General features: G+C 60.6%; 20 protein-coding genes, 2 tRNA genes and 1 pseudogene. 18 read left to right on the top strand and 5 right to left on the bottom strand.

Translation table 11 applies throughout. From position 1 onward, the window contains the following. Positions 1 to 9 precede the first annotated feature (9 nt). Positions 10 to 1,488, bottom strand: a complete 1,479-nt coding sequence (gene yczR, locus FB466_RS00725) for a MocR-like transcription factor YczR (protein WP_246054478.1) — start codon at positions 1,486 to 1,488, stop codon at positions 10 to 12. 63 nt (positions 1,489 to 1,551) lie between these two features. On the opposite strand from yczR, the gene yczE reads away from it, so the two are divergent. The 6 genes from yczE (at position 1,552) to FB466_RS00695 (ending at position 5,436) form a co-directional block, all read left to right on the top strand. Next, positions 1,552 to 2,217: a membrane protein YczE gene (gene yczE, locus FB466_RS00720; RefSeq protein ID WP_141915056.1), complete on the top strand. Its 666-nt coding sequence runs from the start codon at positions 1,552 to 1,554 to the stop codon at positions 2,215 to 2,217. A gap of 45 nt (positions 2,218 to 2,262) precedes the next feature. Then, positions 2,263 to 3,789, top strand: a complete 1,527-nt coding sequence (gene gltX, locus FB466_RS00715; protein ID WP_141915054.1) for a glutamate--tRNA ligase — start codon at positions 2,263 to 2,265, stop codon at positions 3,787 to 3,789. Next, on the top strand, positions 3,786 to 4,760 hold the full coding sequence (locus FB466_RS00710) for an NAD(P)/FAD-dependent oxidoreductase (RefSeq protein WP_141915052.1): 975 nt from the start codon (positions 3,786 to 3,788) through the stop codon (positions 4,758 to 4,760). Before gltX ends, FB466_RS00710 begins: the two co-directional genes overlap by 4 nt. Before the next feature lie 35 nt (positions 4,761 to 4,795). Beyond that, positions 4,796 to 4,870, top strand: a tRNA-Gln gene (locus tag FB466_RS00705). A 137-nt stretch (positions 4,871 to 5,007) separates the two neighbouring features. Further along, on the top strand, positions 5,008 to 5,202 hold the full coding sequence (locus FB466_RS00700) for a helix-turn-helix domain-containing protein (protein ID WP_141915050.1): 195 nt from the start codon (positions 5,008 to 5,010) through the stop codon (positions 5,200 to 5,202). 30 nt (positions 5,203 to 5,232) lie between these two features. Continuing rightward, positions 5,233 to 5,436, top strand: a complete 204-nt coding sequence (locus tag FB466_RS00695) for a hypothetical protein (RefSeq protein WP_141915048.1) — start codon at positions 5,233 to 5,235, stop codon at positions 5,434 to 5,436. Between the two features lie 218 nt (positions 5,437 to 5,654). Here the strand turns inward: FB466_RS00695 and FB466_RS00690 are convergent, their stop codons facing one another. Further along, on the bottom strand, positions 5,655 to 6,299 hold the full coding sequence (locus tag FB466_RS00690) for a flavin reductase family protein (RefSeq protein ID WP_141915046.1): 645 nt from the start codon (positions 6,297 to 6,299) through the stop codon (positions 5,655 to 5,657). Positions 6,300 to 7,304: 1,005 nt separating this feature from the next. On the opposite strand from FB466_RS00690, the gene FB466_RS00685 reads away from it, so the two are divergent. From FB466_RS00685 to FB466_RS00670, 4 genes are all read left to right on the top strand, one after another. Continuing rightward, positions 7,305 to 7,961 (top strand): hypothetical protein, encoded by a 657-nt coding sequence (locus FB466_RS00685; RefSeq protein WP_141915044.1) that lies wholly within the window; start codon positions 7,305 to 7,307, stop codon positions 7,959 to 7,961. A gap of 30 nt (positions 7,962 to 7,991) precedes the next feature. Beyond that, positions 7,992 to 9,044 carry a peptidoglycan-binding domain-containing protein gene (locus tag FB466_RS00680; RefSeq protein ID WP_141915042.1) on the top strand — a complete coding sequence of 351 codons (1,053 nt, stop codon included), beginning with the start codon at positions 7,992 to 7,994 and terminating at the stop codon, positions 9,042 to 9,044. Then, positions 9,035 to 9,652: an ATP-binding cassette domain-containing protein gene (locus FB466_RS00675; RefSeq protein WP_141915040.1), complete on the top strand. Its 618-nt coding sequence runs from the start codon at positions 9,035 to 9,037 to the stop codon at positions 9,650 to 9,652. Before FB466_RS00680 ends, FB466_RS00675 begins: the two co-directional genes overlap by 10 nt. Before the next feature lie 125 nt (positions 9,653 to 9,777). Further along, positions 9,778 to 10,737, top strand: a complete 960-nt coding sequence (locus tag FB466_RS00670; RefSeq protein WP_141915039.1) for an ABC transporter permease — start codon at positions 9,778 to 9,780, stop codon at positions 10,735 to 10,737. Positions 10,738 to 10,777: 40 nt separating this feature from the next. On the opposite strand, the pseudogene FB466_RS13670 reads toward FB466_RS00670, so the two are convergent. Next, positions 10,778 to 11,237 (bottom strand): annotated as a pseudogene (locus FB466_RS13670) (IS3 family transposase); the annotation flags it as partial. Here FB466_RS13670 and FB466_RS00660 point away from each other — a divergent pair. From FB466_RS00660 to FB466_RS00645, 4 genes are all read left to right on the top strand, one after another. Continuing rightward, positions 11,209 to 11,595, top strand: coding sequence for a DDE-type integrase/transposase/recombinase (locus FB466_RS00660; protein ID WP_141915037.1), 387 nt, complete (start codon positions 11,209 to 11,211; stop codon positions 11,593 to 11,595). The pseudogene FB466_RS13670 and the gene FB466_RS00660 sit on opposite strands and share 29 nt — an antisense overlap. 211 nt (positions 11,596 to 11,806) lie before the next feature. Then, positions 11,807 to 13,027, top strand: coding sequence for an acetyl-CoA C-acetyltransferase (locus tag FB466_RS00655; protein WP_141915035.1), 1,221 nt, complete (start codon positions 11,807 to 11,809; stop codon positions 13,025 to 13,027). Between the two features lie 5 nt (positions 13,028 to 13,032). Continuing rightward, a complete protein-coding gene (locus tag FB466_RS00650) occupies positions 13,033 to 15,387 on the top strand; it encodes a 3-hydroxyacyl-CoA dehydrogenase NAD-binding domain-containing protein (protein ID WP_281285146.1) in 2,355 nt (784 codons plus the stop codon). After that, positions 15,384 to 16,373 carry an NAD(P)H-dependent flavin oxidoreductase gene (locus FB466_RS00645; protein WP_141915034.1) on the top strand — a complete coding sequence of 330 codons (990 nt, stop codon included), beginning with the start codon at positions 15,384 to 15,386 and terminating at the stop codon, positions 16,371 to 16,373. Before FB466_RS00650 ends, FB466_RS00645 begins: the two co-directional genes overlap by 4 nt. On the opposite strand, the gene FB466_RS00640 is transcribed toward FB466_RS00645, so the two are convergent. Continuing rightward, on the bottom strand, positions 16,370 to 17,008 hold the full coding sequence (locus FB466_RS00640; protein WP_141915033.1) for an MBL fold metallo-hydrolase: 639 nt from the start codon (positions 17,006 to 17,008) through the stop codon (positions 16,370 to 16,372). The two genes, FB466_RS00645 and FB466_RS00640, sit on opposite strands and share 4 nt — an antisense overlap. A gap of 47 nt (positions 17,009 to 17,055) precedes the next feature. Here FB466_RS00640 and FB466_RS00635 point away from each other — a divergent pair, with 47 nt between their 5' ends. From FB466_RS00635 to FB466_RS00625, 3 genes are all read left to right on the top strand, one after another. Further along, a complete protein-coding gene (locus FB466_RS00635) occupies positions 17,056 to 17,967 on the top strand; it encodes a diacylglycerol/lipid kinase family protein (protein ID WP_141915032.1) in 912 nt (303 codons plus the stop codon). 127 nt (positions 17,968 to 18,094) lie between these two features. Beyond that, positions 18,095 to 18,167: transfer RNA gene (locus FB466_RS00630), tRNA-Glu, on the top strand. A gap of 428 nt (positions 18,168 to 18,595) precedes the next feature. Continuing rightward, positions 18,596 to 23,494: a PA14 domain-containing protein gene (locus FB466_RS00625; RefSeq protein WP_141915031.1), complete on the top strand. Its 4,899-nt coding sequence runs from the start codon at positions 18,596 to 18,598 to the stop codon at positions 23,492 to 23,494. Positions 23,495 to 23,845: 351 nt separating this feature from the next. Here FB466_RS00625 and FB466_RS00620 read toward each other — a convergent pair whose 3' ends face one another. Next, a complete protein-coding gene (locus tag FB466_RS00620; protein ID WP_246054477.1) occupies positions 23,846 to 24,475 on the bottom strand; it encodes a TIGR00645 family protein in 630 nt (209 codons plus the stop codon). Positions 24,476 to 24,576: 101 nt separating this feature from the next. On the opposite strand from FB466_RS00620, the gene FB466_RS00615 reads away from it, so the two are divergent. Next, the gene (locus tag FB466_RS00615) at positions 24,577 to 25,653 is read left to right on the top strand and encodes a histidinol-phosphate transaminase (protein ID WP_141915029.1); all 1,077 of its coding nucleotides are present in this window, start codon (positions 24,577 to 24,579) and stop codon (positions 25,651 to 25,653) included. The last annotated feature ends 22 nt before the right edge of the window (positions 25,654 to 25,675 follow it).

Raw genomic sequence — 25,675 nt, 5'->3', positions numbered from 1 at the left:
TAGACCGCGCTACACCACATCAATCCGGGGGAAGCCTCGGGGGTCCTCGGCCGCCCGGCGGCCACCCGAGACCGCGTGCCAGGCCCCCGCGAGCGCCACGATGAGGGGCTCCACCTCCTGTGGTTCCATACTGAGTGGCACGCGCAGGAATCGCTCAAAGGCTCCGTCGAGGCCAAAGCGTGGCCCGGCTGTCAGGAGGAGCCCGTGGGAACTGGCCGCAATCGTGAGTGCGGTGCTGAGCGGTGCGCCCAGGTTGGCCCACAGGCAGACACCGCCCCGGCCGGGGGAGAGCGTCCACTCGGGGAGGTGGTGTGCGAGGGCGGCTCGCATCGCTACGTTGGTGGCGGCCAACTGCTCTGACCGGTAGAGCAGGATGTCCGTGATTGAGTCCAGGGCGGTCATCGCCACCCACTGATCGATGGTTGGTGTGCCCAGGTCGTGTGCCGGTCGGGCTGCTACGAGACGGCGGATGCGGTGCGGTGTGGCCCGAATCCAGCCGACGCGCAGCCCGCCCCAGACGGTCTTACCCATCGAGCCGAGAGTAATGATGTGGCCGGCCCGCCCGGGGGGAGCGCTCGCGGCGAATGGCAGCGGTGAAGGCCCGGCCGTGTGCGATAGTTCGGCTGTCGTCTCGTCAACGATGAGCGTCGTGCCCTCGTGCTCGGCCGCGCGGATGATTCGTTCGCGCGTTTCTTGTGGCATCGACAGGCCCGTGGGATTGTGAATATCGGGGATGAGGTAGGCGAGTGCGGGGGAGGCGCGGCGGAAGAGGGCGACCGCCTGGTCGGCATCCCAGCCCGCCTCCCCTCCTATGGTCGGATCATCGGTCGAGACCGGCAGCGGGGTGAGTCGCGCGCCGGCTGCGATGAGTGCGTCGCGGGCGTGCGGGTAGCTGGGGTTTTCGATCAGGGCGCGGTCGCCCCGCCGTAGCAGGGTTCGGCTGAGGAGGCCGATTGCGTGCTGGGCCCCCACCGTTACCATGATGTTCTCGGGCTCGGTGGGCAGTCCACGCTCGGTGTAGCGCCGGGCGATGGCCGCCCGCAGCTCGGGGGTGCCGAGCAGGTCGTAGCCGTGCTCGGTGAAGAGTTCGGGATGCTCGGCGAGCGTGCGCTCGGTGAGCTGCCGCAACCCCGGCCAGGGTGGTGGGCATGCGGTGGTGAGGTCGTACGGGGCGGCCTCGAGGCCGCGCGGCGTGGCCCCGCGTGCCTCCTGACCTGCGGGGATTTGGCTCACGCTCCCGGAGCCCTGGGTGCTCCGCAGGAAGCCCCGCTCGCGCAGGGTGCGGTAGGCAGAGGACACCGTGGTTCGACTCAGCTGGAGGGTTTCGCTCAGCTCGCGCTCGGCGGGTAGTCGAGTCTCGCTGGCGATGCGGCCGTCCACGATGAGCAGGCAGATGCGCTCGGCGAGGGCCACGTAGGCGGGGCCAGTGTCTCGCCAGTCGGCAAGCATGGTGCCCAGTGCGCGGGCGGAGAGGGCAGCAATCGTCATAAAAGCCACTTTAGGCTTATTGGTATCTTGCAGACAAGCCACTTTTATTATTGGATTGCATTTATGCTCATTCGTTCCCTCCGGCTCCTCATTGGCCTCTTTCTTTACGGCATTGCCTGCGCCCTCATGATTGTTGCGGGGGTTGGTGTGGACCCCTGGACCGTTTTCGCTCAGGGCTGGGACAGGTATACCGGGCTCGGGATGGGCTGGCTCACCTTCATTATCAGTGCCGGTGTCATGCTGATCTGGATTCCGCTGCGGCAGAGGCCGGGAGTGGGCACGATTCTCAATATTGTGTTGGTGCCGCTGTCGATGGAGTTGGGGTTGTGGCTGATTCCGCATCCCGAGGAACTGTGGCTGCGGATCCTCGTGTTTGCCGCCGGTCTCCTGCTGCTTGCGGTTGCGAGTGGCCTCTATATTGGGGCGCGGATGGGCCCCGGCCCGCGGGATGGCCTGATGATGGGCATCCACACCCGCACCGGCTGGCCTCTCTGGGTGGGCCGCACGATTGTGGAGGTCACGGTGCTCGGCACCGGTTGGCTGATGGGTGGCAATGTGGGGGCGGGCACGGTGGCGTTTGCGCTGCTGATCGGCCCGCTCTGTTCGCGCACGATCCCCCTCCTGCGGGTGCGGGAATCCGTGCCTGAGGAGGGGATGGCCGCACCCGCAGACCCCGAGGTTGGGGAGCGCCCCGAGGATACCAGTAGCATCACAATTCCCGCTCGCTAGGGGCGTATCCCGGTGGTGCGCGCCGACTGGTTTAGGATTAGCGTGATGTCTGACCTCACTATGCACCCCTTTTCCACGGCCGCCGGTAGCGACGTTCGGGTACGGTTTTGTCCGTCCCCCACGGGGACTCCCCACGTGGGGCTCGTGCGTACGGCACTATTCAACTGGGCCTACGCCCGGCACACGGGCGGCACCTTTGTCTTCCGGATAGAGGACACCGACGAAGCGCGAGACAGCGAGGAGAGCTACCAGCAGGTGCTTGATGCCCTGCGCTGGCTGCGCCTCGACTGGGATGAGGGCGTTGACGTGGGCGGCCCCCACGCGCCGTACCGCCAGTCGCAGCGTGGCGATCTTTACCGGGATGTCATCGACCGTCTCATCGAGTCGGGCCACGTCTACGAGAGCTTTTCGAATGCCGAGGAGATCGACGCGCGTAACGTGGCTGTCGGCCGCCCCAAGCAGCTCGGTTACGACAACTTCGACCGGGACCTCACGGCGGAGCAGCGTGCGGCCTTCCGGGCGGAGGGCCGCGAGCCCGCCCTGCGCCTGCGGGTGCCGGACGTTGATCTCTCCTTCACCGACCTCGTCCGCGGCGAGATCACCTTCCCTGTCGGCTCGACCATCGACTTCGTTGTGGTGCGCCCCAACGGCAAGCCCCTCTACACCCTGGTCAACCCGGTTGACGACGCCCTCATGGGCATTACCCATGTGCTGCGCGGGGAGGATTTGCTCTCGTCAACGCCCCGCCAGATCGCGCTTTACCACGCGCTCATCGACATCGGGCTGACCACGTTTGTCCCGCTTTTTGGTCACCTGCCCTACGTGATGGGTGAGGGCAACAAGAAGCTCTCCAAGCGTGACCCCGAGTCAAATCTGTTCCACCATCGCGACCGCGGTTTCATTCCGGAGGGCCTCATCAACTACCTGTCGCTCCTCGGCTGGTCGCTCGCGCCCGACCGTGATGTTTTCAGCGTGGATGAGCTGGTTGCGGCCTTTGACGTTGTCAACGTTAACCCCAACCCGGCCCGTTTCGACCAGAAGAAGGCCGACTCGATTAACGGTGACCACATCCGTCTGCTCGCGCCCGATGACTTCGTTGAGCGCATTCTCCCGTACCTGGTGGCGGGTGGTGTGCTGAGCGAGCCGGTAACCGAGGAGCAGCGCGCGATTGTGGTGGCGGCGGCCCCGCTCATCCAGGAGCGCATCACCGTCCTCAGCGAGGCGGTTGATATGCTCGGCTTTTTCTTCATCCCCGGTGAGGCCCTGGCCTACCAGGCGGATGCTGTCAAGACTCTGCCCGCCAACACGGGCGAGGTTCTCCAGGCGTCAATTCTGGCGCTTGAGGCGATCAGTGCGGAGGAGTGGGCAGCGGAGCCCCTCCAGGCCGCCCTGAGCGCTGCCCTCATCGAGGGGCTCGGCCTCAAGCCGCGCGTGGCCTACGGGCCGCTGCGCGTCGCGACCTCGGGACGGCGAGTATCACCGCCGCTCTTTGAATCAATGGACATCCTGGGCCGTGGGGAGACGCTCGCGCGTCTGGCTCGATGTGCCGCACAACACGGAGAACAATCATGACTGAGTGGAATTTTGACGTCGCCATCATCGGTGGCGGTCCCGCGGGCCTCGCCGCTGGGCTTAACCTGGCGCGGGCCAACCGTCAGGTGATTATCCTGGACAGCAACCGCCCTCGGCACGCGGCGACCCTACGCTCGCACGGCTTCATCACGCGAGACGGGGCACCGCCGCTGGAGCTGCGTCGGTTGGGCCGCGAAGAGTTCGAGGCCTACGAGAATGCCACGTTTGCCCAGGCGACGGTTACCGCGGTGACCCCCCTCAGCGGTGACGAGGATGTGGACAATACGGCCGGATTCCGCGTGGTGGCCGAGGGTGTGCGTGGTGCCCCCGACCAGGACATCACGGTGCGCTTTGTGCTCGTGGCCGCAGGTCTGGTAGAAGAGCTGCCCGCCCTTCCCAGCCTGCGGGCGTACTACGGCACGGCTCTGCACAGCTGCGTGGAGTGCGACGCCTACGAGAAGACCGGATGGCCGCTCGCCGTCATCGGCGAGACGACGGATGTTTTTGACCGTGCCCTTCAGCTCACCCCCTTTACGCAGGACCTCACCCTTTTCACCAACGGTGCCGACACGGTCACGCCCGAGGAGGAGCAGCTGCTTGAGGTCTCCGGGGTCACGCTAGAGCGCCGCCCCATTGAGGATATCGAGGGGGAGAAGGGTGAGATGACCGGCGTGCGCCTGACGGATGGCACTGTGATCGAGTGCCGCGGCGGATTTGTGCGCCCGCGCTGGAACGCGTCAACCGACTACCTGGGCGACCTTGTGCCGCGCCGCAACCGCTGGGGCCTGCTGGAGGTTCGCGCCAACGGCGAGACGAGTATCCCCGGAATCTACGCCGCCGGTGACATCACCCCGCCCGGCCCGGAGCAACTGCTCATTGCGGCCGGTGAGGGAGCCCGTGTGTCGAACCGGATCAACGTCTCCCTGATCCGGGCCGATCTCGGTTTGTCGATTGCCGCTTCCATGGGATAGAGTTGTGTCTTGGTTCGGGAGCGATTCTGAGCCAATGGGGTATGGTGTAATTGGCAACACGGCTGATTCTGGTTCAGTTGTTCTTGGTTCGAGTCCAGGTACCCCAGCCACCATAGTGGCGAGATTGCGCGGCTAAATTGCCCAATCTTCGTCATCTGGTCACCAGCCGCTTCGGCGCTGGTGACCAGATTGAAGAACAAAAATCTTCTCGCGGCCGTTTCTTCGCCGCATTCCGCACCTGTCCTTCATGGATAGTGTTCACGGATCATCTCCAACATTCTTTACCCAGGCCGAAGTCGCCGAGCTTCTTCGTGTACCGGTGCGCACCGTAGAAGACTGGCGGCAAACGCGCGTCGGCCCGCCATACGTCAAACTCGGACGACACGTTCGTTACGACCGCGATGAGCTGTTTACCTGGATCAAGGGGCGGCGACATGGCTAGACCCCGCACCAAGGCCGGTGAGCTCGGCACGTGCAGATCACACAGCTCGCCAGCGATACCTACCGTGCACGTGCACGCGCCCGCAACGACGCAGGCAACTTGCACCAGCTGCGAGCCGTTGCCGGGCTTACCGCCGCGGATACAATCGCCGACGTCTCCGTGGCGTGGCTCGAAACGGGTTCGGGCCAGGGCAGTATCTGGCGCAGGGACATTTTCGACCTACGAATCGTATGAGAGGACCGTGCGGATGATTCTTCTGCCGCAATGCGGTGGAATCATGTTGGGCGCGCTGACCGTGGGCCGGTACGATCGAATCATCCAAGCCATCTTGACGCAACGCTCGGTGTCTGCGGTCATCCGGGAGACCTCGACGCCCATCCGGCCACCGACGCACTCAACCGACTACACCCTCGTTCGCGAAGAGCCAACAAAACCCAGACCAAATCAGACAGTCAGCGATACCATTCTTCATCAATCTTTGACAGTCGCGAAGGACGTATTTGAGTGGTCAAGCCAAAGAACTTCTGAAAGCTCATGATGAGCGGTCGCCACCGATCTGGATCGATACGGTTCGGAAACGCCTCGTCCTGCACAGCAGGATGCACGTGTACTCGTGTGACCGAGATTTCAAAAACTGATGCTTTTCCAGTCTCTGACGGATCATTCGCGATCAGGGGGTGGGTGGCAACCAAACGTCCTTCAAGAGAGACCGGGCATTCGGCAATCCGAGGTGGAGCCACTGTTCTCGAGGGGACAGCCGTGAGGTCTGCATGAGCGAATTTGTCGGATGAATAGATATAGCCAACCTGTTCTTTAGCGGTCGGAACAGGGTTTCGGCCCGTGGTCAGAGCGAGTCGGTCTACTGCACTCACCTGCTCAACAGAAGGCAAATTGATAACAATCTCTCCCGCGGCTGCGAGGTTCGACGACGGTTGCGACCGTAGGCACATTCCAAGTACGGCTGTTTGGCCCAACCAGAAAACGGATGACATGGGGGCGAGGTTTGGTCTACCCTCAGCGTCCACGGTGCTCAGCAGTACTACTGGAGTTCCGAAGTAGAGGATTGCGGGGTCAATTTCAATATGAGATTCGGGCATGGAACTCCAAACGTTGGAAGGGCAGAGAATCTCTCCACCACTATGAAAACGTTCTGACAGATGTGATTGTGAGGTCGCATCGTGCCAATCACCGGCAGGTTCAGACAGTTGGTGCACTACTCATGACGTCTTGACCTCTGCTGGCGGTCTAGGAGGCTCCCTATTTTCCGCCGAAAACCGAACGGATATGGGCTAAGTGGGCTGCTGTTCTGGTGCTTTGTCGGTTCGTGTGAGGGCGCACGTGACTGCGCATCTAATTGCGGAGGAGAAGTTGGCTCGGCTGCGGGAGTTACCGGAGATCGGTCGGCGAGTTGGTTCGTGTGTTTGCTGCGCCCAGCGTCGTTGGTAACCGCCCGGCTCTTGCCGCTCTGCTGTCAACCAACATGGTGCTCCCGCCGCCATCGGGAATGTTGCCCAGTTTGGCCTTGACTCCGTAGGGTGGACATCTGGGACTGCTGTGGGTCAGGTCAGAGTGGAAACCAAACTATAGGTCAGGTCAGATGCCCTACAGCCTCTCAACTCCCCTGAAGCGACGCACCAACCCCCTCAGCGAGTCCAAGTCCTTCTCCCAAGAGCGAGAAGATCGCGCCGTCGCACTAAACCGACCAGCTTGTTCAACTTGTAGATATGCATATCTGTTGTTATAGTTTTGGTGCCAATGTCAGGAGAAAAAATGAAACGAACGAAATTAGTCACGACTGTCGCCGTTACTGTGGCACTTTGCTTAGGGGGAGGGGCGGCACCAGCCAGCGCTGTAGACTGTACAATGACTCAACTCGTCAACACCTCCGCAAAAATCCTTGTCTCCGTTAACGCATGCAGCTCAGGCTCCAAGCTCCGCGCATTTAAGCAGTACTACAGTAGCGATGCGAGCAATGCCTACGTCAGTACTACCTATGGCGCATGGGCATCGCAGAAGGGGGCCCTTTCGAGTGCTTCGCTGCCGACTGGGAAATTCCATAAAATCAATGGAGTCAATTTCAACCTCTAAGGGATGGAATAAAAATGTTTTACAGAGGCGGCCTAGTCGTAATTATCGCAATAATTCTATCTGGGGGAACGGCCTGCACAGAGACTCGTACGGCCCAAATCAACCCCTATGAGACAGAATTTACTGAGGCTAAGGCTGCCTCTGTAAACGACTTCCAGCTAAGAATACTCGATGACGGCAAGATCACCGCCGAAGAGTATTCTGAAACGCAGCAGAAATACACCGATTGCCTCGATGACGAGGGCTTCACAGTCGTGGCCAGCATGATCGACGGGGCACCTCAATACGATGTAACGTATGCGAAAAACGACCAGTCAAGGTTCGAATCGGTAGAGGCGGAGTGCGGAAAGCAATCAATTGCACTGATTGAACCGCTATATATGCTAGCAAGAGACAATCCCCAGGCTAAAGACATGAATGATGTGCGAGCGGAATGTCTCGTCAAAAAAGGAATCGCACCAAGCGGGTTCACCGGGAATGAGCTCAAGGCCATTTTGGACTCCAAAGAAAATACAACATCTGTGAATTCTCCGGCCGACGACTCCAATAAGGACGACAGAAACATCGAGATACCCCTTGACCCCCAAAACAATTTGGGTGTTATCCCCGGAGGTGGCAGCTTAGACACCGACGAAGCATGGCTTTGCTTCACTAACCCTCAAGCGAATTAGATGTTATGTCTTCACGCGAAGCTAAAATAAATGAAAACTAAACGCAAAATCAAGAGAGCCAAATTTCTAAGTCAAAAATGGAGCCCAAGAGTTGGGTTTCTAGTATTCATCGCTGCGCTGGGAGTAGGAGTAATTCTCGGACTGCTGCTGGCACCGAATACGAAACCAGAGTCGCTAAAACCGCCATCCAATGTATACGATGTTTCTGTTCTAACGCGGGAATCAGATGGAGCCCGCGTTGACAAGGTTTCCGTTACTTTAAGCCCCGAGAGAGATCTTCTCTCCCCTGATTCCGGGGTCCTGGTTCGCAGCGAGTGTACCCCAGGTGTGAGCATTAGATCCGGGGAACCTATATTTACAATCGATAACGAATCGATTGTAGCCCTATACACAGATCTACCTCTATGGCGAGATCTGAATTCTGGCGACACCGGCGAAGATGTCTCTTCATTACAGCGAGAACTTATTCGTCTCGGGTTTAACATCATCGAAAGCGGCAGATTCGATTTTAGAACCTCCGAAGCCGTAAGAAAATTAATTCCTTCACACGATAATTCTCGTCAATACGCGCTTCAACTTTCTCGCTTTATATGGCTACCTTCCCCAGAATTAACCATATCATCCTGCGCAAATAGTATTGGTGATTTGATTTCTGTCGGGCAGAGCTTGGCGACATCAGGAAATCAGTTAACATCTATTAAACTTACGGAAAATAATCAGGGTGATGGGAGCCGCGTTGTTACTGCAGGTGGCATAGAGTCAGAGTTGACAGAAAACGGAACGATTACTGACAGGGCGTTTTTAGATGCCTATTCAGAAACACCTGAATTTATTCAGTGGAGGGCCAATCAATCGCAGGGGCTGACCGTCAAATCACACTTAAAAACACCAATACATTCTGTTACTGTGCCTTCTTCGGCTTTATTTATGGTCGATGGGAGATACGCTTGCATTATAGGAAACGGAAAATCGTTAGCTGTAACAATTATCGGTTCAGAGTTGGGAAAGACGTTCGTTACCGCTGATAACCTGCCATCACAAGTCTCCATTCGTCCTTTCAGCGACGAGGAAAAATGCAGATAAATCTGACCGACGTAAGCCATTCCTTTAGTGGTCAACCGCAACTATTTACTCACGTCACGTTCTCCATCTGTTCTGGAGAGATGGTTGCAATCGTTGGCCCGTCAGGCTCCGGCAAGTCAACACTGCTTTCTATTCTCGCCGGATGGCAAAAACCATCCGAAGGCGAAGTCCTACGCAGTGGCATAGAATCAATCAGTTGGGTATTTCAAAACCCGCATGGCGTAGCACAAAGATCAGCCCTAGATCATGTCAGCTTACCTTTACTTGCTCGAGGCCTAGGGCGGTCTGAAGCTGACACCGAGGCCCGAAGAATACTTGAGATCTTTGGCTTGCTTGAACTTTCGCACCGGCCTTTTTCTTCTCTGTCAGGTGGCGAAGCTCAGCGCCTTATGCTTTCCCGGGCAGTAGCCAAAAAACCCAGTGTTCTACTAGTTGACGAGCCTACTGCCCAACTAGATATGGCGTCCGCGAAGACAGTGAACGCTGTGCTAAGCTCACTTTCCGGTATCGACTCAATCGTTGTAGTGGCCACCCATGATTTTCACACGCGGGACGCATGCTCGAGAGTCATCGACCTCAACGACTTTATTATTGATGAGTCCTCTTGATGCGAAAAACGGTTATTGCCCAAGAGGCGTTCCGAAATATTTCCACTGGAGCGTCTCGAACAGTTTATCTTTTTTTTGTTATTTCTTTCATCCTATTTTCTGGCGCGGGGTGGTCATCAAGGACCGTGGTTGATCTGTCAATGGACGCTGAGAAATTCCGTCAGGCAGGTGGTTCAGTAACTATCGTTAGCGCACCAGCAAAAATAGATGGCGAACAATGCGATGCTCTCTCAAAAACTTCAGGCATCTCCTCTTCCGGCGCAATACGTCAAATTGAATCAATCACCTTTAGTGCTTTACCTGATCGCGCACTTAACCAATACGCAATTACGCCTGGCTTCGCATCTCTTTTATCTAGCACTTCCCTCGAGACGTCCGTTTCGGGCATTTGGATATCACGGGACCTATCATCTGATACCGGCTGGCTGGCTGGCTCAAAGGTGTCATTATCTGACGGCCGAACTTCCGATGTTGCTGGAGTATATGATTTTCCAAGTGATGGCCGAGACCAGTCACTTGCATATGCAGTGGCTTCTCCTTACTCATATTCGGATTTATTCGACGAGTGCTGGATTGACTCCTGGCCCATATCGCCTCAATCTGAACAGTTATCGTATCTTTCCGTGTTGGCATCACCCGATGGAATATTCGAGATGGAGGTGCCAACCATTCGTCAGCTCAACTCCACTCTTGGAGTTAAATTTGACGGATCAGAGAAGTTTGATAAAGTTCCATTTGTCGCAGTTCAAATATTTTTAATTGCAATTTCGTTCTCGTCCGCTACAATCTGGATTTGGACGCGCAGACTTGAGTTCTCAAGCGCTCTGCATGCCGGGGTTAGGCGCGCTGATATAATCCTTCAACTTATTATAGAATTTTCGGTTCTTATGGTTCCCGCAGGCTTAGTTAGTGCAATTATACTATATTTTTTTTCACACTATTCTAATCCTGACCCTTGGATTAGTTCTTTCTGTGTTGGGCTAAAATTTATTTTTATTTCCGCATTAGCTTTTTTGCTTTCAATAATATTTACTCCTTTGTTTCTTCGTGAGGATAATTTGTTTCGATACTTCAAAGAACGATGATATGTTGAATACCTTGATTCTAAGAAAATTCCACTGAGGTTTATAAAAATTGTGTTCGATAGAAGCGTAGTCCGATGGTTGTGGTGATTGTTTCGGGGAATGTGTTGGTCGGGCGGCGGTAGTCCGTGTGGAGTATGCGCCAGGTCTTGAGGGGTGCGATTGATCTGTTGCGGGGATTTCGGACAGCGGAATTGATGATTTTGTGCGCTGCCACGGTTGGCTGTTCGTAGGAATATTGGACTTCGTTTGGCAGGCGATAATCGAGCGCTGAGTGACGCCTCCGGTTGTTGTAGAACCCCTCAATGTATGCGATGACATCGCGGCGGGCTTGGGCCTTCGTCACGTAGACCGTGCCGTAGACACACTCGTTTTTCAACGCTGAGAAGAACGATTCAGCGGGCGTCGGTGACGAGTTCGGTGCGCATGTGATTAGCGATGGACCAGCCGACAACTTTCTTCGAATAGTAGTCGATGACGGTCGTGAGAGAGATGACGCCCCGTCATTGTCTGGGTTCGCATTATGTGTCGTTCATGACTGACGTGTACTCGCGAAGAATTGTGGGCTCGAAACTCGCCTCAACGCTCGAAACAGACGCATTGCCGTTGCAAGCGCTGGAGATGACTGCCTGTCAGTCGGGTGGGAGCTTGGATGGGCTGATTCATCACAGCGATCACGACTCGAACTACATGTCGATGGTCTACACCAACAGGATCGCAGAACTCGGCGCGATCCCCTCGACTGGGACAGTCAGCAACAGTCAGCAACAGTCAGCAACAGTCAGCAACAGTCAGCAACAGTCAGCGACAGTCAGCGACAGCTACGACAACTCGATGGTCGAACTTGCCACCCTCGAATAAGAACAGGCCCACTCTGCTGGCTCTGAATCCCTTCCGAAACTGATGAGGCAACAGGCAACAGGTCGGAACACAGCCCAGGCCAAATCAGTCGAGATCTCCAGGGTAGGTCGCCACGCCCGTGAAAAGGTTGTGTGCATCCTCAGGGGGCTGTTGCCGTGTCGGTGGTACTGAGTAGGGTTGCCGTATCCGCCGTTTTGAGGAGCACAGTGACGTGACCACCCACACAACCACCCCCTACCTATTCGACGCTATCCGCACCCCGCGCGGTCGCGGGCGTAACGGGTCGCTACACGGCACCAAGGCGATTGACCTGGTCACGGGCCTCATTCACGAGTTGTGTGCCCGAGCACCCGGTCTCGATCCCGCCCGCATCGACGATGTGGTACTTGGCATCGTCACGCCAACGGGCGACCAGGGCGGTAACCTTGCCAAGACCGCTGCGATGGCGGCGGGCCTGCCTGACGAGGTTGCGGGGGTGCAGGTGAACCGCTTCTGCGCATCCGGGTTGGAGGCTGTCAATATTGCCGCCCAGAAGGTTGCCTCGGGTTGGGATTCTCTTGTGCTGGCCGGTGGCGTCGAGTCGATGTCACGGGTACCGATTGGGGCTGATGGCGGGCCCTGGTCGTATGACCCGGTGACGAGCTACGATAACTATTTTGCTCCGCAGGGCATCGGTGCCGATCTGATTGCCACCCTAGAGGGTTTCTCCCGGGACGACGTAGACGCCTTCGCTCTCGAATCGCAGAGCCGCGCCGAGGCTGCCTGGGCCGAGGGCCGTTTTTCCCGCTCGGTGGTGCCCGTGCGAGATATGAATGGTCTGGTGGTACTCGACCACGACGAGCACCGCCGCCCCGAGAGTTCGGCCACGTCGCTTGCCGCGCTTCGGCCCTCGTTTGAGCGGCTGGGGCGGGATGCCGGGTTTGACGCGGTCGCCCGTGCTAAGTACCACTGGGTTGAGCGTATTAACCACGTGCATACCGCGGCAAACTCCTCGGGCATTGTTGACGGTGCCGCGCTCGTGCTCGTGGGCAGCGAGCAGGCCGGGGCGGAGGCTGGTCTCACGCCGCGCGCCCGGGTCGTATCGGTGGCCGTCACCGGGGCCGACCCCACGATCATGCTCACCGGGCCTACTCCGGCCACGCGCAAGGCCCTCGACCGGGCGGGCCTCACGGTCGAGGATATCGACCTGTTTGAGCTTAACGAGGCGTTTGCGGCGGTTGTGCTGAAGTGGCAACGCGACCTCGGCATCCCCTCAGAGCGGGTGAATGTGAACGGCGGGGCTATCGCGATGGGCCATCCGCTCGGGGCCACAGGGGCCATGATTCTGGGCACCGCGCTTGACGAGTTAGAACGGCGCGGTGGGCGGCGGGCGCTCGTCACGCTGTGTATTGGCGGCGGCATGGGTATTGCAACGATTATTGAGAGGGTGTGAGCGGCGTGGTCAGAGAGACGGCGGCGGGCTCGGTTGAGGCAGCTAGCACAGGGGTAGATAGCGAGTGGATTGGCATGATGTCCTGGCAGCGAGACGCGGAGGGCATCGTCACCCTTGTGATGGATGATCGGGACCACCCGGTCAACACCATGAACGACACCTTCATCGATTCTATTGAGGCGGTCAACGACCGGCTTGCGGCGGAGAGGGACAGCGTCACGGGCGTTATCTTGGCCTCCGCGAAGAGTAGCTGGTTTGCGGGTGGTGACCTGCACGAATTGCGTGAGGGGTCGAGCGCGAATGCAGCGGCCGACTACGCGCGCATTACTCGGATGAAGCGCCAGTTTCGTCGCCTGGAAACCCTGGGCAGACCCGTCGTCGCGGCGATTAACGGCACGGCTCTCGGCGGAGGATTCGAGGTGGCGCTCAGTTGCCATCACCGCATCGTCGCCGACCACCCGCGCACCCGCCTGGGTCTGCCCGAGATTACCTTGGGGCTTTTCCCTGGTGCCGGCGGGGTCACGCGCACGGTGCGGATGCTGGGCCTCGAATCCGCCCTCACCACGGCGCTGCTACCCGGCACGCGATTCACGCCGAGGGCAGCCCGTTCTGCGGGGCTCATTGACGAGGTTGTGGGGAGCGTTGCGGAGCTGGACGGGGCCGCGCGCGCCTGGATCGCCGCGCATCCGGACGCCAGCCAACCCTGGGATCGCGAGGGTTTTCGTATTCCCGGGGGTTCGCCCCGCACGGACGGTGTTGTTCCCGCCCTGGCCGTCACGTTGCCTGCCCTTCCGGCTCGGCTGCGGGCGCAACTCGGTGGGGCCGACTACCCGGCCCCGCGGGCCCTCCTGGCGAGTGCTGTTGAGGGGGCCCAGGTGGATATAGACACGGCTCTCGACATCGAGACCCGCTACTTTGTCAATGTGTTGGGCTCCGCCGCCGCGAGCAATATGATCGGTGCTTACTTCTTCGACCTCACCGCGGTTACGCAGGGGGCCAGCCGGCCGGCGGATATCCCGCGCACCTCCGTTACCACGCTCGGTGTGGTCGGGGCCGGAATGATGGGGTCAGCTATCGCCTACACGGCGGCCCGCAGCGGGCTCTCGGTCGTGATGACCGACACCGACCCGGCTGCGGGGAAGCGGGCTTTCGGCTATGCGGCTGCTCGTGCCGTTTCTGCGGCTCGCCGCGCGCATCCCGAGCTCACCGAGGCGGAGGCTGACCGGGCCGCCGATGATGTTCTGGCGCGCATCCGCTTCACGCTCGACCTCACCGAGGTTGCGGCGGCCGATCTGGTGGTTGAGGCGGTGTACGAGGATGCCGGGCTCAAGCGCGATCAGCTCACCGCCATTGAGGCTGCTGCCGGGCCGGGCACGATCCTCGCGAGCAATACCTCCACCATCCCGATTGGTAGCCTCGCGTCTGCCGTCACCCGCCCGCACAATGTGGTGGGCCTGCACTTCTTCTCGCCCGTTGACCGGATGGACCTGGTTGAGATTGTGCGAGCACCCGAGACGAGCGATGAGACCCTCGCTCGCGCTTTCGACTGCGCGCGGCAGCTCCGCAAGACGCCCATCGTGGTCAACGATTCGCGCGGATTCTTTACGAGCCGGGTGATCTTCCGCTTTATCGAGGAGGCGCTCGCGGCGCTTGACGAGGGGGTCTCGCCCGTCACGATCGAGCGTGCGGCGCGGCAGGCCGGTTACGCCACCCCACCGCTCGCGCTCATTGACGAGCTGAGTCTCACCCTTGTCGCTCGGATTTGGGCGGAGAATCGCGTTGCGACGGACGGTTCGGCTCCCGGTACCGTCTGGTCGCCCGTGGCAGGGGCTGAGCGGGCCCTCGAACGGATGCTTTCCGCCGGTCGGCCGGGACGTTCCGAGGGTGCTGGCTTCTATGATTACGCTGACGGCCGCCGCGGCACTCTCTGGACCGGCCTTGCCGCGCACACAGCCGGGAGCCAGCCCGGTGCTGGTCAGACGCGCACCACCCTGCCCCCGCGTGAGCCATTTGTTGATCTTCAGGAGCGTATGCTCTTCGCGGAAGCCCTCGAAACGGTGCGCTCCTTTGACGAGGGTGTTCTCACCTCGCTTGCGGATGCCAATATCGGGTCGCTCCTGGGCATCGGCTACCCGCCCTGGACGGGTGGCGTGATGCGCTACATCGAGCAGTATACGGGCGGCATTGCGGGTTTTGTGCGGCGGGCCGAGCAGTTGTCCGACCTGTACGGTCTGCGGTTCGTTCCGCCAGCTTCGCTGACCACTCTCGCCGAGAGTGGCGGCAGCCTTGCCGCTTACGCCACGTCACCCGCTGCACCGGCCGGGGGAATATCCGCCGCCTCTCGAAAGGACATACCATGACCCGTCTCGCCACACCCTTCACCGAGGCTTTCGGTATTGAGCACCCGGTCGTTCAGGGCGGCATGATGTGGGTGGGGCGGGCCGAGCTCGCCGCTGCCGTCTCGGAGGCGGGGGGTCTGGGCATGATTACGGCTCTCACTCAGCCGACCCCGGCCGATCTGGTGCGGGAGATTGAACGAGCCCGGTACCTCACGACTAAGCCCATCGGGGTTAACCTCACGATCCTGCCCTCGATTACTCCGCCACCCTACGACGAGTACCGCCGCGCGATCATTGATGCGGGGATCACGATCGTGGAGACGGCCGGGGCCAATCCTGAGCCGCATATGGAGCTGTTCCGTGAGCACGGTATCAAAGTCATCCACAAGTGCACGAGTGTGCGGCACGCCCTCACCGCCGAGCGGGTCGGGGTGGACGCCGTCAGCATCGATGGCTTCGAGTGTGCCGGTCACCCGGGTGAGGACGACGTGCCGGGGCTCGTGCTGATTCCGGCCGCCACGCAGCGGTTGAGTATCCCGGTGATCGCCTCGGGCGGTTTTGCCGATGGGCGCGGCCTTGCGGCGGCGCTCATCCTGGGTGCGGACGGGGTCAACATGGGTACACGCTTCATGTGCACCACCGAGTCGCCGGTGGCCCGGTCGGTCAAGGAGCACATCGTCGCCGCGACGGAGCTGGATACCGAGCTTATTTTCCGGCCTCTGCGCAATACCGCGCGTGTCGCGAGTAACGAGGTGAGCCGTGAGGTCGTGCAGATTCTTGCCGAGGGTGGCGAATTTGCGGATGTTCGTGAGCTTGTCGCGGGCGCACGCGGGCGCACCGTCTATGAAAACGGCGATGTGGAGGCCGGGGTCTGGTCGGTGGGCCTGGTGCAGGGGCTTATCACGGATATCCCCTCCGCCGGTGAGGTGGTGCGCCGCACGGTCAATCAGGCGGTGGCCGAGCTGCGCCGGGTCGGTTCCCTCATAGTGGAGCCTGTCCTGGGCTAAATCTCGTAGCTGTCGAAGGGTTCGAGCGGCAGATATTGGCCCCCGCCCGCCTCGGTGGCCCACCGGATGCGGTCGGCCGCGAGGTCCTTCCCCCAGCGGGAGAGACCCATCTCGTGTGTGGGGAAACTGCGTCGCGGTGCCACCGCGACGACGTAGTCCATAACGGCACCGATCGTGAGCCAGGGCGCACCGGCGGGTACGGCCAGCACATCCACCGCGAGGCCCGCGGGCGGCACGAGGCTGTCCCCGCCGTAGAAAAGTTCACCATTGATGAGCACCCCCACGTTGTCTATGACCGGAATTGACCGGTGGATAACGGCGTGTGTGTCACCGAAAAAGCGTAGGGTAAAAGGCCCTACCCTGTGCGTGTCACCCGCGGTCACTACCGTCACGTCCACGCCGGGGCAGGCCTCTGCGACCGCGGCCGTACTGAACACGCGCGCCTCCGGGCTCAGCTCATGCACACGCGCCAACTGCTCAGGCGTCCAATGGTCAGGGTGTTGGTGAGTGATCACGACTGCGACGGTGTTGTCCACCTCGGTGAGCGGGGTGGTCATATTGCCGGGATCGACGAAGATCTTTTTACCCTCCTTTTCGAGGAGAAGGGCGGCATGCTCAAATTTTGTCAGACGCATATAACGACCCTAGACGATCCCCGGAGGCCCCACGGTAGGGTGATTCCATGCCGGATTCCACACCCCACGTTATTGTCGCTATTAACCCGGCAGCAGCCACGGGTCAACGCGGGGTGGTGGGGGCCCGTGTGGCCGATGCGCTGCGGGCGGCGGGGTTTCGTGTCAGTGAGCTGCGCGAGAACAGCGCCGTCGAGTTGAGGGCTGCCGTTGAGCGGGAGCTTGCCTCCCGTCCCACCGCGTGTATCGTGGTGGGCGGTGACGGTCTGGTCAGCCTCGTGCTGGGGCTGCTGGTGGGCACGGGTATCCCGCTCGGTATTGTTCCGGCAGGCACCGGGAACGACCTGGCTCGGGGTCTCGGACTGCCGCTCAGCGCGGAGGCGGCAACCCGCCTTCTCGTGACGATTCTGCGGGATACCGGGCGGAGCGTGGGGCGTCTCATTGACACCGTCGAGACGGAGGGGGTTGAGGGGTGCGGCACCTATGTGGGTGCCCTCTCGGCAGGGTTGGATGCCCAGGTCAATGCCCGTACCAACCGGATGACGTTTCCGCGCGGTCGCGCCCGCTACGTGATCGCCGTCGCCGTCGAGTTTTTGCGGATGCGCCCGCGGCACTATCTTCTGACGATTGACGGGGTTGATCGGCACACGGATGCCCTTTTAGTTACTGTCGCCAATAACGGCATGATCGGCGGAGGCATGAACATTACGCCGGATGCCCAGCTTGATGATGGGCTGCTTGACGTGTTTATCGTGCACAGAGCCACCAGACTGCGCTTTATTCGCCTGTTTCCCAAGGTTTTTTCGGGAGCCCACTCGGGGGTGCCCGAGGTGGAGATCGTTCGGGCCCGCGAGGTGCGGGTCGCCTCGGAGGGTTTGGTCGGGTATGCGGATGGCGAGCGGATGGGCTCACTTCCCCTCTCGGTTCGCGTGGCTCCTTCCTCCCTCCGAGTCCTGGTTTAACCCGGCAGCACGGTACCCCGGGGAGGGGCTCTGGTGTCTCACTCGGGACACCGGTGTTTCTCGCAGAATGCTCTGCTCGATTTGGTGCCCTCCCAAAAGTGTGACAAGATATAACGGTTGTCAAGAAGGCCCCATCGTATAGCGGCCTAGTACGCCGCCCTCTCACGGCGGTAACGCGGGTTCGAATCCCGCTGGGGTCACAACGCAAAACATCCCGGTTCCTTCCGCTGAAGGGGCCGGGATGTTTTTCTTATGTGTGCACTCGCGTCCTCTCCCGAGACCTCCAGGAGCACTCACTTTTCGGGGATTTGTGACGAATATTCGGGGGTGAAATTTTTGTTTTTCCTGAGGGGACAGGGGGTTACCTTCGGGGGTGAAAATCTCAGCATTTTGACAGGTACTTCGCTGCTGACAGGTATTGTTTTTCTTGCAAGAAAACCGGAGAGTTGGTTATTTCTTCTCGCCGGTACGGGGTGCCCTGGGAAGGTTTCTGGTCGCCCGGTGACCCGGTCGGCGCGCACCCCTACCCCGCGTGCCGGCCGTGGTCACCCACCCGGCACGCCCGGACACTGCTGGTACTGCTCTCACGAAGAGTTGCCCGTCTCGCACTGAAACAGCAAGGATATCCATGACTCATAGAACTAGGCGTATGTCGCGCCCGCTCACCCGCACCCTGGCGGTGATTCTGGCAGCCCTCCTGGTGGGTGGTGCCACCGATCTCTCGCTCGCGCCGCAGGCTCAGGCCCACGCGGCGACCACCCCGGTGGCTGCTACTTTACCCGCTGTGTCCTCACCCGCCGTGGCAAACGACCTATCGCCGGCCGCCCCGGCGACGGGTGGCGTCATCATTAATGAGGTTGTTGCGGCTGCGTGGAATAACAGTGCGAAAGACCAGGATGGCGAGGCGAAAGACTGGGTTGAGCTGTACAACCCCACCGATAACGCGGTTGATATCTCCTACTGGGGTCTCAGCAATAAAGACGCCTCAGCCTTCCGCTGGACCTTCCCCGCAGGTACCGTCATCAAATCGAAGGCCTACCTTGTCGTGTGGCTTTCGAAGAAAGACCGTGCCGTCGCCGGTGCGGAGCTTCACGCGAGCTTCAACCTCGATAATGGCGTTGACCCCCTGCTCCTGTCCGTCCCCGACGGCAGCAGCACCGGCGCTCTGGCTGATTCGGTTTCCCCTCCTCGCACCAAAACCGATCAGTCGTGGTGTCGGATGCCCTCGGGCAGTGCCTCGTCACCCTTTAACTTCTGCGAGACGCTCACCAAGGGTGCCGCGAACTCGGGTAAATCGTTTGCCGAGATGGCCGCTCAGCCGGTAATCTCGCCGAACGGTGGTGTCTTCTCTGCCCCGCAGATCGTCACGATTACGGCCCCCTCGGGTAGTGAGATCCGATACACCACAAATGGCAGCGAACCCGTGGCCAATTCGACCCTGTACACCGCCCCCTTCTCGGTCTCGACCGGTTCCAGTGTTCGGGCCGCGTCATTCCGTACCGGTGCGATGTCGAGCATCACCACCACCGCGTCGTTTGTGATTGATGCCCAAGCCGACTCGAAGTACGGTGGCCAGCGTGTCATTATGGTCACCCTCGACCCCGCGGACGATATGCTCTACCGCGTCGCGAACCAGAGCCATCTCTTCGACTCGACGGTTGATCTGCGAGAGACTGATGGCAGCATCATTCTGCAATCAGACGCCGAGAGCAAAGTGGCCGGTCAGCTGGGTAGCCTGGGCGCTCAGAAAATCTATCCGCTCAACGTCACCCTGCGTGATGCGCGCGGGGAGACCGACTTCACCTACCCGCTCTTCCCCGGTAAGGGGACGCAGACTATTGAGCGGTTCCGACTGCGCAACAGTGGGAACGACTTCTTCTACGGTCGGCTGCGCGATTCCTTTGCCCAGTCGTTGATGAGTGATAGCGCCTCCCTCTGGTCTGGCTACACGCCCGTTGCCATGTTTGTGAATGGTGAGTACCGCGGCCTGATGGATATCCGTGAGCGTGAGGATGAGACCCTGGTTGAGTCCTCAACGGGTGCCGACAAAGACAGCGTGCAGTATGTCTCCGACGGTGCCGAGGTGAGCGGCGGAGCTGAGGCGGAGAAGGCCTACAGCGACATGGTTGCCTACATGAATAGCAACTCGATGACAAACCAGGCCAACTACGAGAAGGCCCAGAGCATGATTGACACGCAGGCCCTCGCGGAGGTCACCGCCTCCTACGCGTGGGCGGCCGTTTGGGATTGGCCCTGGAAGAACATCCACGCGTGGCGCTCAACTGCCCTCGACAATAAATGGCAGTATAAGTCGCACGATTTCGATATTGGAATGGACGTTACCCCGCTCCTGGCGTGGGGAGCCAACACCAAGTCCTCCGTTAACATGTATGGCCGAATCTACGCGTCGAATAACTATGCGTTTTCCAGTCTGATGCGTAACCCGGAGTATCAGAACCAGTACATCAACACGGTTGCCGATCAGATGAACTCTCGCTTTAAGACGGAGAACACCAACGCGCGCCTCGACGAGATGGTGGCTCTGGTCAAACCCTACATCGCCGAGTTTCGTAAGAAGAACCCCGCCCTGGGTACGGCCGAGTCTTGGGAGACTACGGATGTGGCTCGATTGCGTGAGTTCCTGAACACGCGCAACGCCATCCTCGATACGCAGACACAGGCCAAGTACAAACTCTCAGCACGACAGAATGTCACTGTGGGCGTCAATAACCCTTCGATGGGGACGATCATGCTGAATAGCCTGGCCCTCGATACGGAGTTCACTGCGGCCACGCCGACCTGGACCGGTTCTTACTATCCCGAGGTGCCGATCACGGTGAAGGCGCAGCCTCTGCCCGGGTACCGCTTTGCGGGTTGGTCCGGGGGCAGCACCAGCACGGATGCCACGATCACCGTCTCGGTGACCAAGGCGACCGCCCTGACCGCGACGTTCGCTCCCGCAGGTACACCGGCCGCCCCCGTTTTTGCGCCGGTTGGCGCGCAGAAAAACCTTACGGGTGACACGGTGGACGTCACGGTGGGAGCTACCGATCCGGCCGGGTTTGCGCTGAGTTACTCGGCCAAGCAACTGCCCAAGGGAGTCGCTATTGATGCGTCTACAGGTCACATCACGGGTAAAATCACCACGCCGGGCAGCTACACCACTAAGGTGACGGCCACCAACGGCGTGAGCAAAACGACTGTCACCGTGGCGTGGACCGTTGCTGACCGCCCGAACACGGGCACGGCGAGTGTGCCGCTTTCAGGTCGGGTTACGACCGAGTATTGGAAGAACGCGACCCTATCCGGGGATCCCGCACTCACCAACATCTCGCCGATCGGGTTTGCCCTGGGTACCGGCACGGCGGCGGCAGGGCTCCCGAGTGATAACTTCAGTGTGCGCTGGTCCACCACGGTGACCCCCACCCAGACGGGCACCCACACCCTGCATCTGGACACGGCCGCCTACGACGGTGTCCGGGTGTATGTGAACGACATGCTGGTCCTTGACAAGTGGGCCTCCACTACGGCCAAGGGTTCGTATGATGTGCCACTGGCTCTCACCGCGGGTGCGCGCGCCGTTCTGCGGGTTGAGTACGTTGACACGGCCTACGATGCCGCGCTTGCGCTCACCTGGAAGACTCCCGGAAGTAGCAGTTTGACACCGATCCCGGCCGCCGTGATGACCACGGGTCCGGCACCTGTTGAGGCGACAGGCGAGGAGCTTATCGTCGCGCCGATCACGAGTTCTTATTGGAAGAACCGGACCCTCACGGGTGCAGCCGCCCAGACTAACCGATATGAGTCGTCAATCGGGATGGATCTGGCCGCGGGTGCGGCCCCGGCCGCCGGTTTCCCCGCGGATAACTTTGGGGCGAGCTGGGAGACCACGGTCACCCCGCAGAAGACCGGCGAATATAGTTTCCAGGCCGCGATCTCCTCTTACGATGGGGCGCGGATCTACGTCAACAACGAGCTGGTTGTTGATGCCTGGAACACTCTCCCCGCCGCCTCCGCTAAGGAGGGTAGCGTCACGCTCACGGCGGGCCAACCGGCCGCCGTGCGAGTGGAATATTACGATTCCGCCTACGATGCCACTTTCGTGATGAGAGTTAAGGGCCCCGGCGCGCTCGGCTATGCCGAGTTACCCGAGCCTACCCGTGATGGCACCGTGACCCCGATTGCGCCCGTTCTGGGACCGATCACAGCTGCCTACTGGAAGAATCGCACCCTGACCGGTGATCCTGCCCAGACCAATCGGTTTGAGCCCGGTATCGGCGTGAGCCTCGCCTCCGGCGCGGTCCCGCTGCCCGGTTTCCCCGGCGATAATTTTGGTATCCGATGGACGAGCACCCTGGTTCCTCAGACCACGGGCGACTACGTGCTGCGCGCAGCTAACTCGCTTGGTGACGGGGTGCGTGTGTATGCGGACGACAAGCTGGTGCTGGATAACTGGAGCGGTGGAGTCTCCTCCAACGATGTATCCCTCTCGCTCACCGCGGGTAAGAGCGTAGCGCTTCGGGTGGAGTTCTTCGATGGCGGCGGCGATGCGCAACTGAAGCTGAGCGTTGTCACACCGGGATCGACGACGTTTGAGGACTTGCCCGCCCCGGCGACCCTCGACGCGGTTCAGCCCGTCGCCCCCGTGGTCGGTCCGATTACGGCCGAGTACTGGAAAAACCGTACCCTCACGGGAGCTCCGACACTGAGCCGCGGTTACGAGCAGCAGATTGGGCTGAAGCTGGCCTCGGGGGTCGCCCCGGCGGTGGGCTTCCCTGCCGATAACTTCGGGATTCGCTGGAGCACCACCGTGGTGCCGCAGGTGACCGGAAACTACACGCTGCGGGTGGGTACCTCGGCCTATGACGGGGTCCGAGTGTATCTCGGCGACCGCCTGGTGCTCGATAATTGGACCACTCAGAGCACGGTCCGTTCCACGGATGTATCGGTTGACCTCACCGCTGGCGAGGCGGTTCCCCTGCGGGTGGACTACTTCGACTCTTCCGGTGATGCGGCCCTGAGCCTGGGTCTTGTTGTTCCGGGCGCGGCCGTCTTCGGGTCGCTACCCGTTCCGGTGATGCTTGACGGCACGGTTGCGGCCGGTCTCGCCCAGGGTGAGGCCACAGCCGAGTACTGGAAGAACCGTACCTTCGCGGGGTCTGCGGCCCTCAGCCAGAAGGCTCCCATTTCGCTCGACCTGGGCTCGGGGGTGGGCCCGGCTAGCGGATTCCCCACGAGCAGCTTCGCGATCCGCTGGAATACGGAGATCACGGCCGAGCAGACGGGTACCTACACCTTCCGGGTGGCCAACACACTGAGTGATGGTGTGCGCGTCTATGCGGATAATGCGCTCGTGTTAAACAACTGGACGGGTGCGGCAACAGACAGTGAGTTCTCGCTTGAGTTGACCGCGGCCCAGGCTCAGAACCTCCGTGTGGAGTTCTGTGATGCCGGTGGAACAGCGCAGCTTTCGCTGCTGGTGCGTACGCCCGGTTCGGCGGCCTTTGTACCGCTAACCGCGGGGTAGCGCTCCGCGTAACGTGGCCCCATCCCTCCTCGCGGTGGGGTGGGGCCGCCGTTGTTAAGCCGCCGGTGTCGGCGGCCGGAGAGTAAGAGAGATTGCGTAGCAGGGTTGCGGATGCGCCCGGGACCAACATCTGGCCCACGGCTCCACCATGGCTCCAGGAGGAACTGCACCGGGGCGGTACTGGCTGAGAGCGGGTTGCCCCCGAGCCCGACGCGGCCGCTGAGGCCGCCGACCAGCATGATTGGGCGCTGTCAGGGGTATCTGGTGCAGACGGTCGTCGTCCCTGGCTTCGACGGCGACGCTCGACACCTCCCGCTGAGGTGTCGAGCGCGCTCATACGTTTTGGGGAGGTTAGTGTGCTCCGGCCCGAGCTGCCTCCAGTAGAGTCTTGTTCTGCATCCGGTCAATCCAGGCGAGCGCGAGCGCCGACACGATGAACGCCAGGTGGATGAAGACCTGCCACATGACCCCCTCGGAGGTGTAGCTGTGCCCGGTGTCGCTCTTGGCTCCCACCTCTCCGATGTTGCCGACCTCGATAAACGTCTTGAGCAGGTGGATGGAGGAGATGCTGATGATCGAAATTGAGAGCTTGATCTTGAGCAGGTTGGCGTTCACATGTGAGAGCCAATCCGGCTCATCGGGATGACCATCCACCCGAATCTTCGACACGAAGATCTCATAACCGCCAATAATCACCATGATGAGCAGGTTGGCTATCATGACGACGTCAATCAGGCCCAGTACGCTGAGCATCACTGTGGCTTCGTTGAGCTTGTTCCAATTGGTGATGACATCGTTGATCAGATGCCACAGATCGAGCATGAAGACGATGACGTAGACCACCTGTGCCACGATCAGCCCAATATAGAGGGGTGCCTGGAGCCAGCGGCTGGTGAAGATGAAGTAGCCGAGTGCTCGGGAGGTTGGTCCCGGGGGGCGATAGGTGCGGTCGGGGATGGTCTGGGTGGGGTCAGTACTCACGTGCTGAGGCTCCTTGGTAGGGGTCGTGTGGGTGGCGATCATTTTATCGGTGGGCGCTGGCAAAGTAGCTGGGTGTCGCGCCCACCGCGTATATTTGTGGGGTGGCTACCCTCAACGACCTCCCTCTCCGACCTGACCTGGTGGGCAAGACGCCCTATGGTGCTCCGCAGGACACGGTTGCCGTGCGCCTCAACGTGAACGAGAACACTCATCCCATTCCGGAGGAGGTCGCGGTCGATATCGTGTCCTCGCTTGCCCGTGCCGTGACGGGGGTTAACCGCTATCCTGATCGCGAGTTTGTCGAGTTGCGCGAGTCGTTGGCCGCATATTTAGGCCACGGTCTCACCGCCGATAATCTCTGGGCCGCCAACGGCTCGAATGAGGTTCTTCAGCAGATTCTTCAGGCGTTTGGCGGTCCCGGCCGCAGCCTTCTGAGCTTTGTCAGCACATATTCGATGTACCCGTTGCTCGCCAACGGGACGGGAACCGAGTGGATTCCTGTCCCGCGTGACGCCGGTTTCGAGCTGTGCGAGGAGACGGCGCTGGCCGCGGTGCGGGAGCATTCGCCGACGATCACCATCGTGTGTACGCCCAATAACCCCACGGGAACAACCGTATCGCTCGACGTGATTCGGGCGCTGTATGACGCGACCGAGGGTCTTCTTGTGGTTGACGAGGCCTATGCCGAATTTGCCGGCGGCGACTACACGTCCGCCGTGTCGCTGCTGCCCGGCCGTGAGCGCCTTCTGGTCTCACGCACCATGAGTAAGGCGTTTGCGTTTGCAGGTGTGCGCCTCGGCTACCTGGCCGCCGACCCGGCCGCTGTGGATGCCCTGCGCCTCGTGCGCCTGCCCTACCACCTCTCCGCTCTGACCCAGGCCGCGGGTATCGCCGCGCTCCGGCACGCCCCGCGGATGCTCGCAACCGTTGGCGATATCCGTGCTGAGCGACGTCGGATTGCCGAGCGGCTCGCGGAGCTCGGCTACACCGTCTATCCGAGCGAGAGCAACTTTGTGCTCTTTGGCGGGGTGACGAGCCCGCAGGCCACATTTCAGGCGTTGCGTGAGCGGGGCATCCTGATCCGGGATGTCGGCATTCCGAACCACCTGCGCGTGAGTGCGGGCACCCACGCTGAAACGAGCGTCTTCCTCGACGCGATTGCTGCGCTGCCTCGCTAGGTTACGCGGGGCAGCATGGGTC

The organism is Klugiella xanthotipulae (genome assembly GCF_006716695.1).
Taxonomy (GTDB): Bacteria; Actinomycetota; Actinomycetes; order Actinomycetales; family Microbacteriaceae; genus Klugiella; species Klugiella xanthotipulae.
This window is presented reverse-complemented; position numbering and strand designations above follow the sequence as displayed.

What these genes read in the sequence shown, in the direction of transcription:
- FB466_RS00645 (WP_141915034.1), top strand. Translation starts at nt 15,384, where the DNA reads ATGACCCGTCTCGCCACACCCTTCACCGAGGCTTTCGGTATTGAGCAC.
- FB466_RS00680 (WP_141915042.1), top strand. Translation starts at nt 7,992, where the DNA reads ATGAAAACTAAACGCAAAATCAAGAGAGCCAAATTTCTAAGTCAAAAA.
- FB466_RS00675 (WP_141915040.1), top strand. Translation starts at nt 9,035, where the DNA reads ATGCAGATAAATCTGACCGACGTAAGCCATTCCTTTAGTGGTCAACCG.
- FB466_RS00625 (WP_141915031.1), top strand. Translation starts at nt 18,596, where the DNA reads ATGACTCATAGAACTAGGCGTATGTCGCGCCCGCTCACCCGCACCCTG.
- yczE (WP_141915056.1), top strand. Translation starts at nt 1,552, where the DNA reads ATGCTCATTCGTTCCCTCCGGCTCCTCATTGGCCTCTTTCTTTACGGC.
- FB466_RS00685 (WP_141915044.1), top strand. Translation starts at nt 7,305, where the DNA reads ATGTTTTACAGAGGCGGCCTAGTCGTAATTATCGCAATAATTCTATCT.
- FB466_RS00640 (WP_141915033.1), bottom strand. Translation starts at nt 17,008, where the DNA reads ATGCGTCTGACAAAATTTGAGCATGCCGCCCTTCTCCTCGAAAAGGAG.
- FB466_RS00660 (WP_141915037.1), top strand. Translation starts at nt 11,209, where the DNA reads ATGACGGTCGTGAGAGAGATGACGCCCCGTCATTGTCTGGGTTCGCAT.
- FB466_RS00700 (WP_141915050.1), top strand. Translation starts at nt 5,008, where the DNA reads ATGGATAGTGTTCACGGATCATCTCCAACATTCTTTACCCAGGCCGAA.
- yczR (WP_246054478.1), bottom strand. Translation starts at nt 1,488, where the DNA reads ATGACGATTGCTGCCCTCTCCGCCCGCGCACTGGGCACCATGCTTGCC.
- FB466_RS00635 (WP_141915032.1), top strand. Translation starts at nt 17,056, where the DNA reads ATGCCGGATTCCACACCCCACGTTATTGTCGCTATTAACCCGGCAGCA.
- FB466_RS00710 (WP_141915052.1), top strand. Translation starts at nt 3,786, where the DNA reads ATGACTGAGTGGAATTTTGACGTCGCCATCATCGGTGGCGGTCCCGCG.
- gltX (WP_141915054.1), top strand. Translation starts at nt 2,263, where the DNA reads ATGTCTGACCTCACTATGCACCCCTTTTCCACGGCCGCCGGTAGCGAC.
- FB466_RS00690 (WP_141915046.1), bottom strand. Translation starts at nt 6,299, where the DNA reads ATGCCCGAATCTCATATTGAAATTGACCCCGCAATCCTCTACTTCGGA.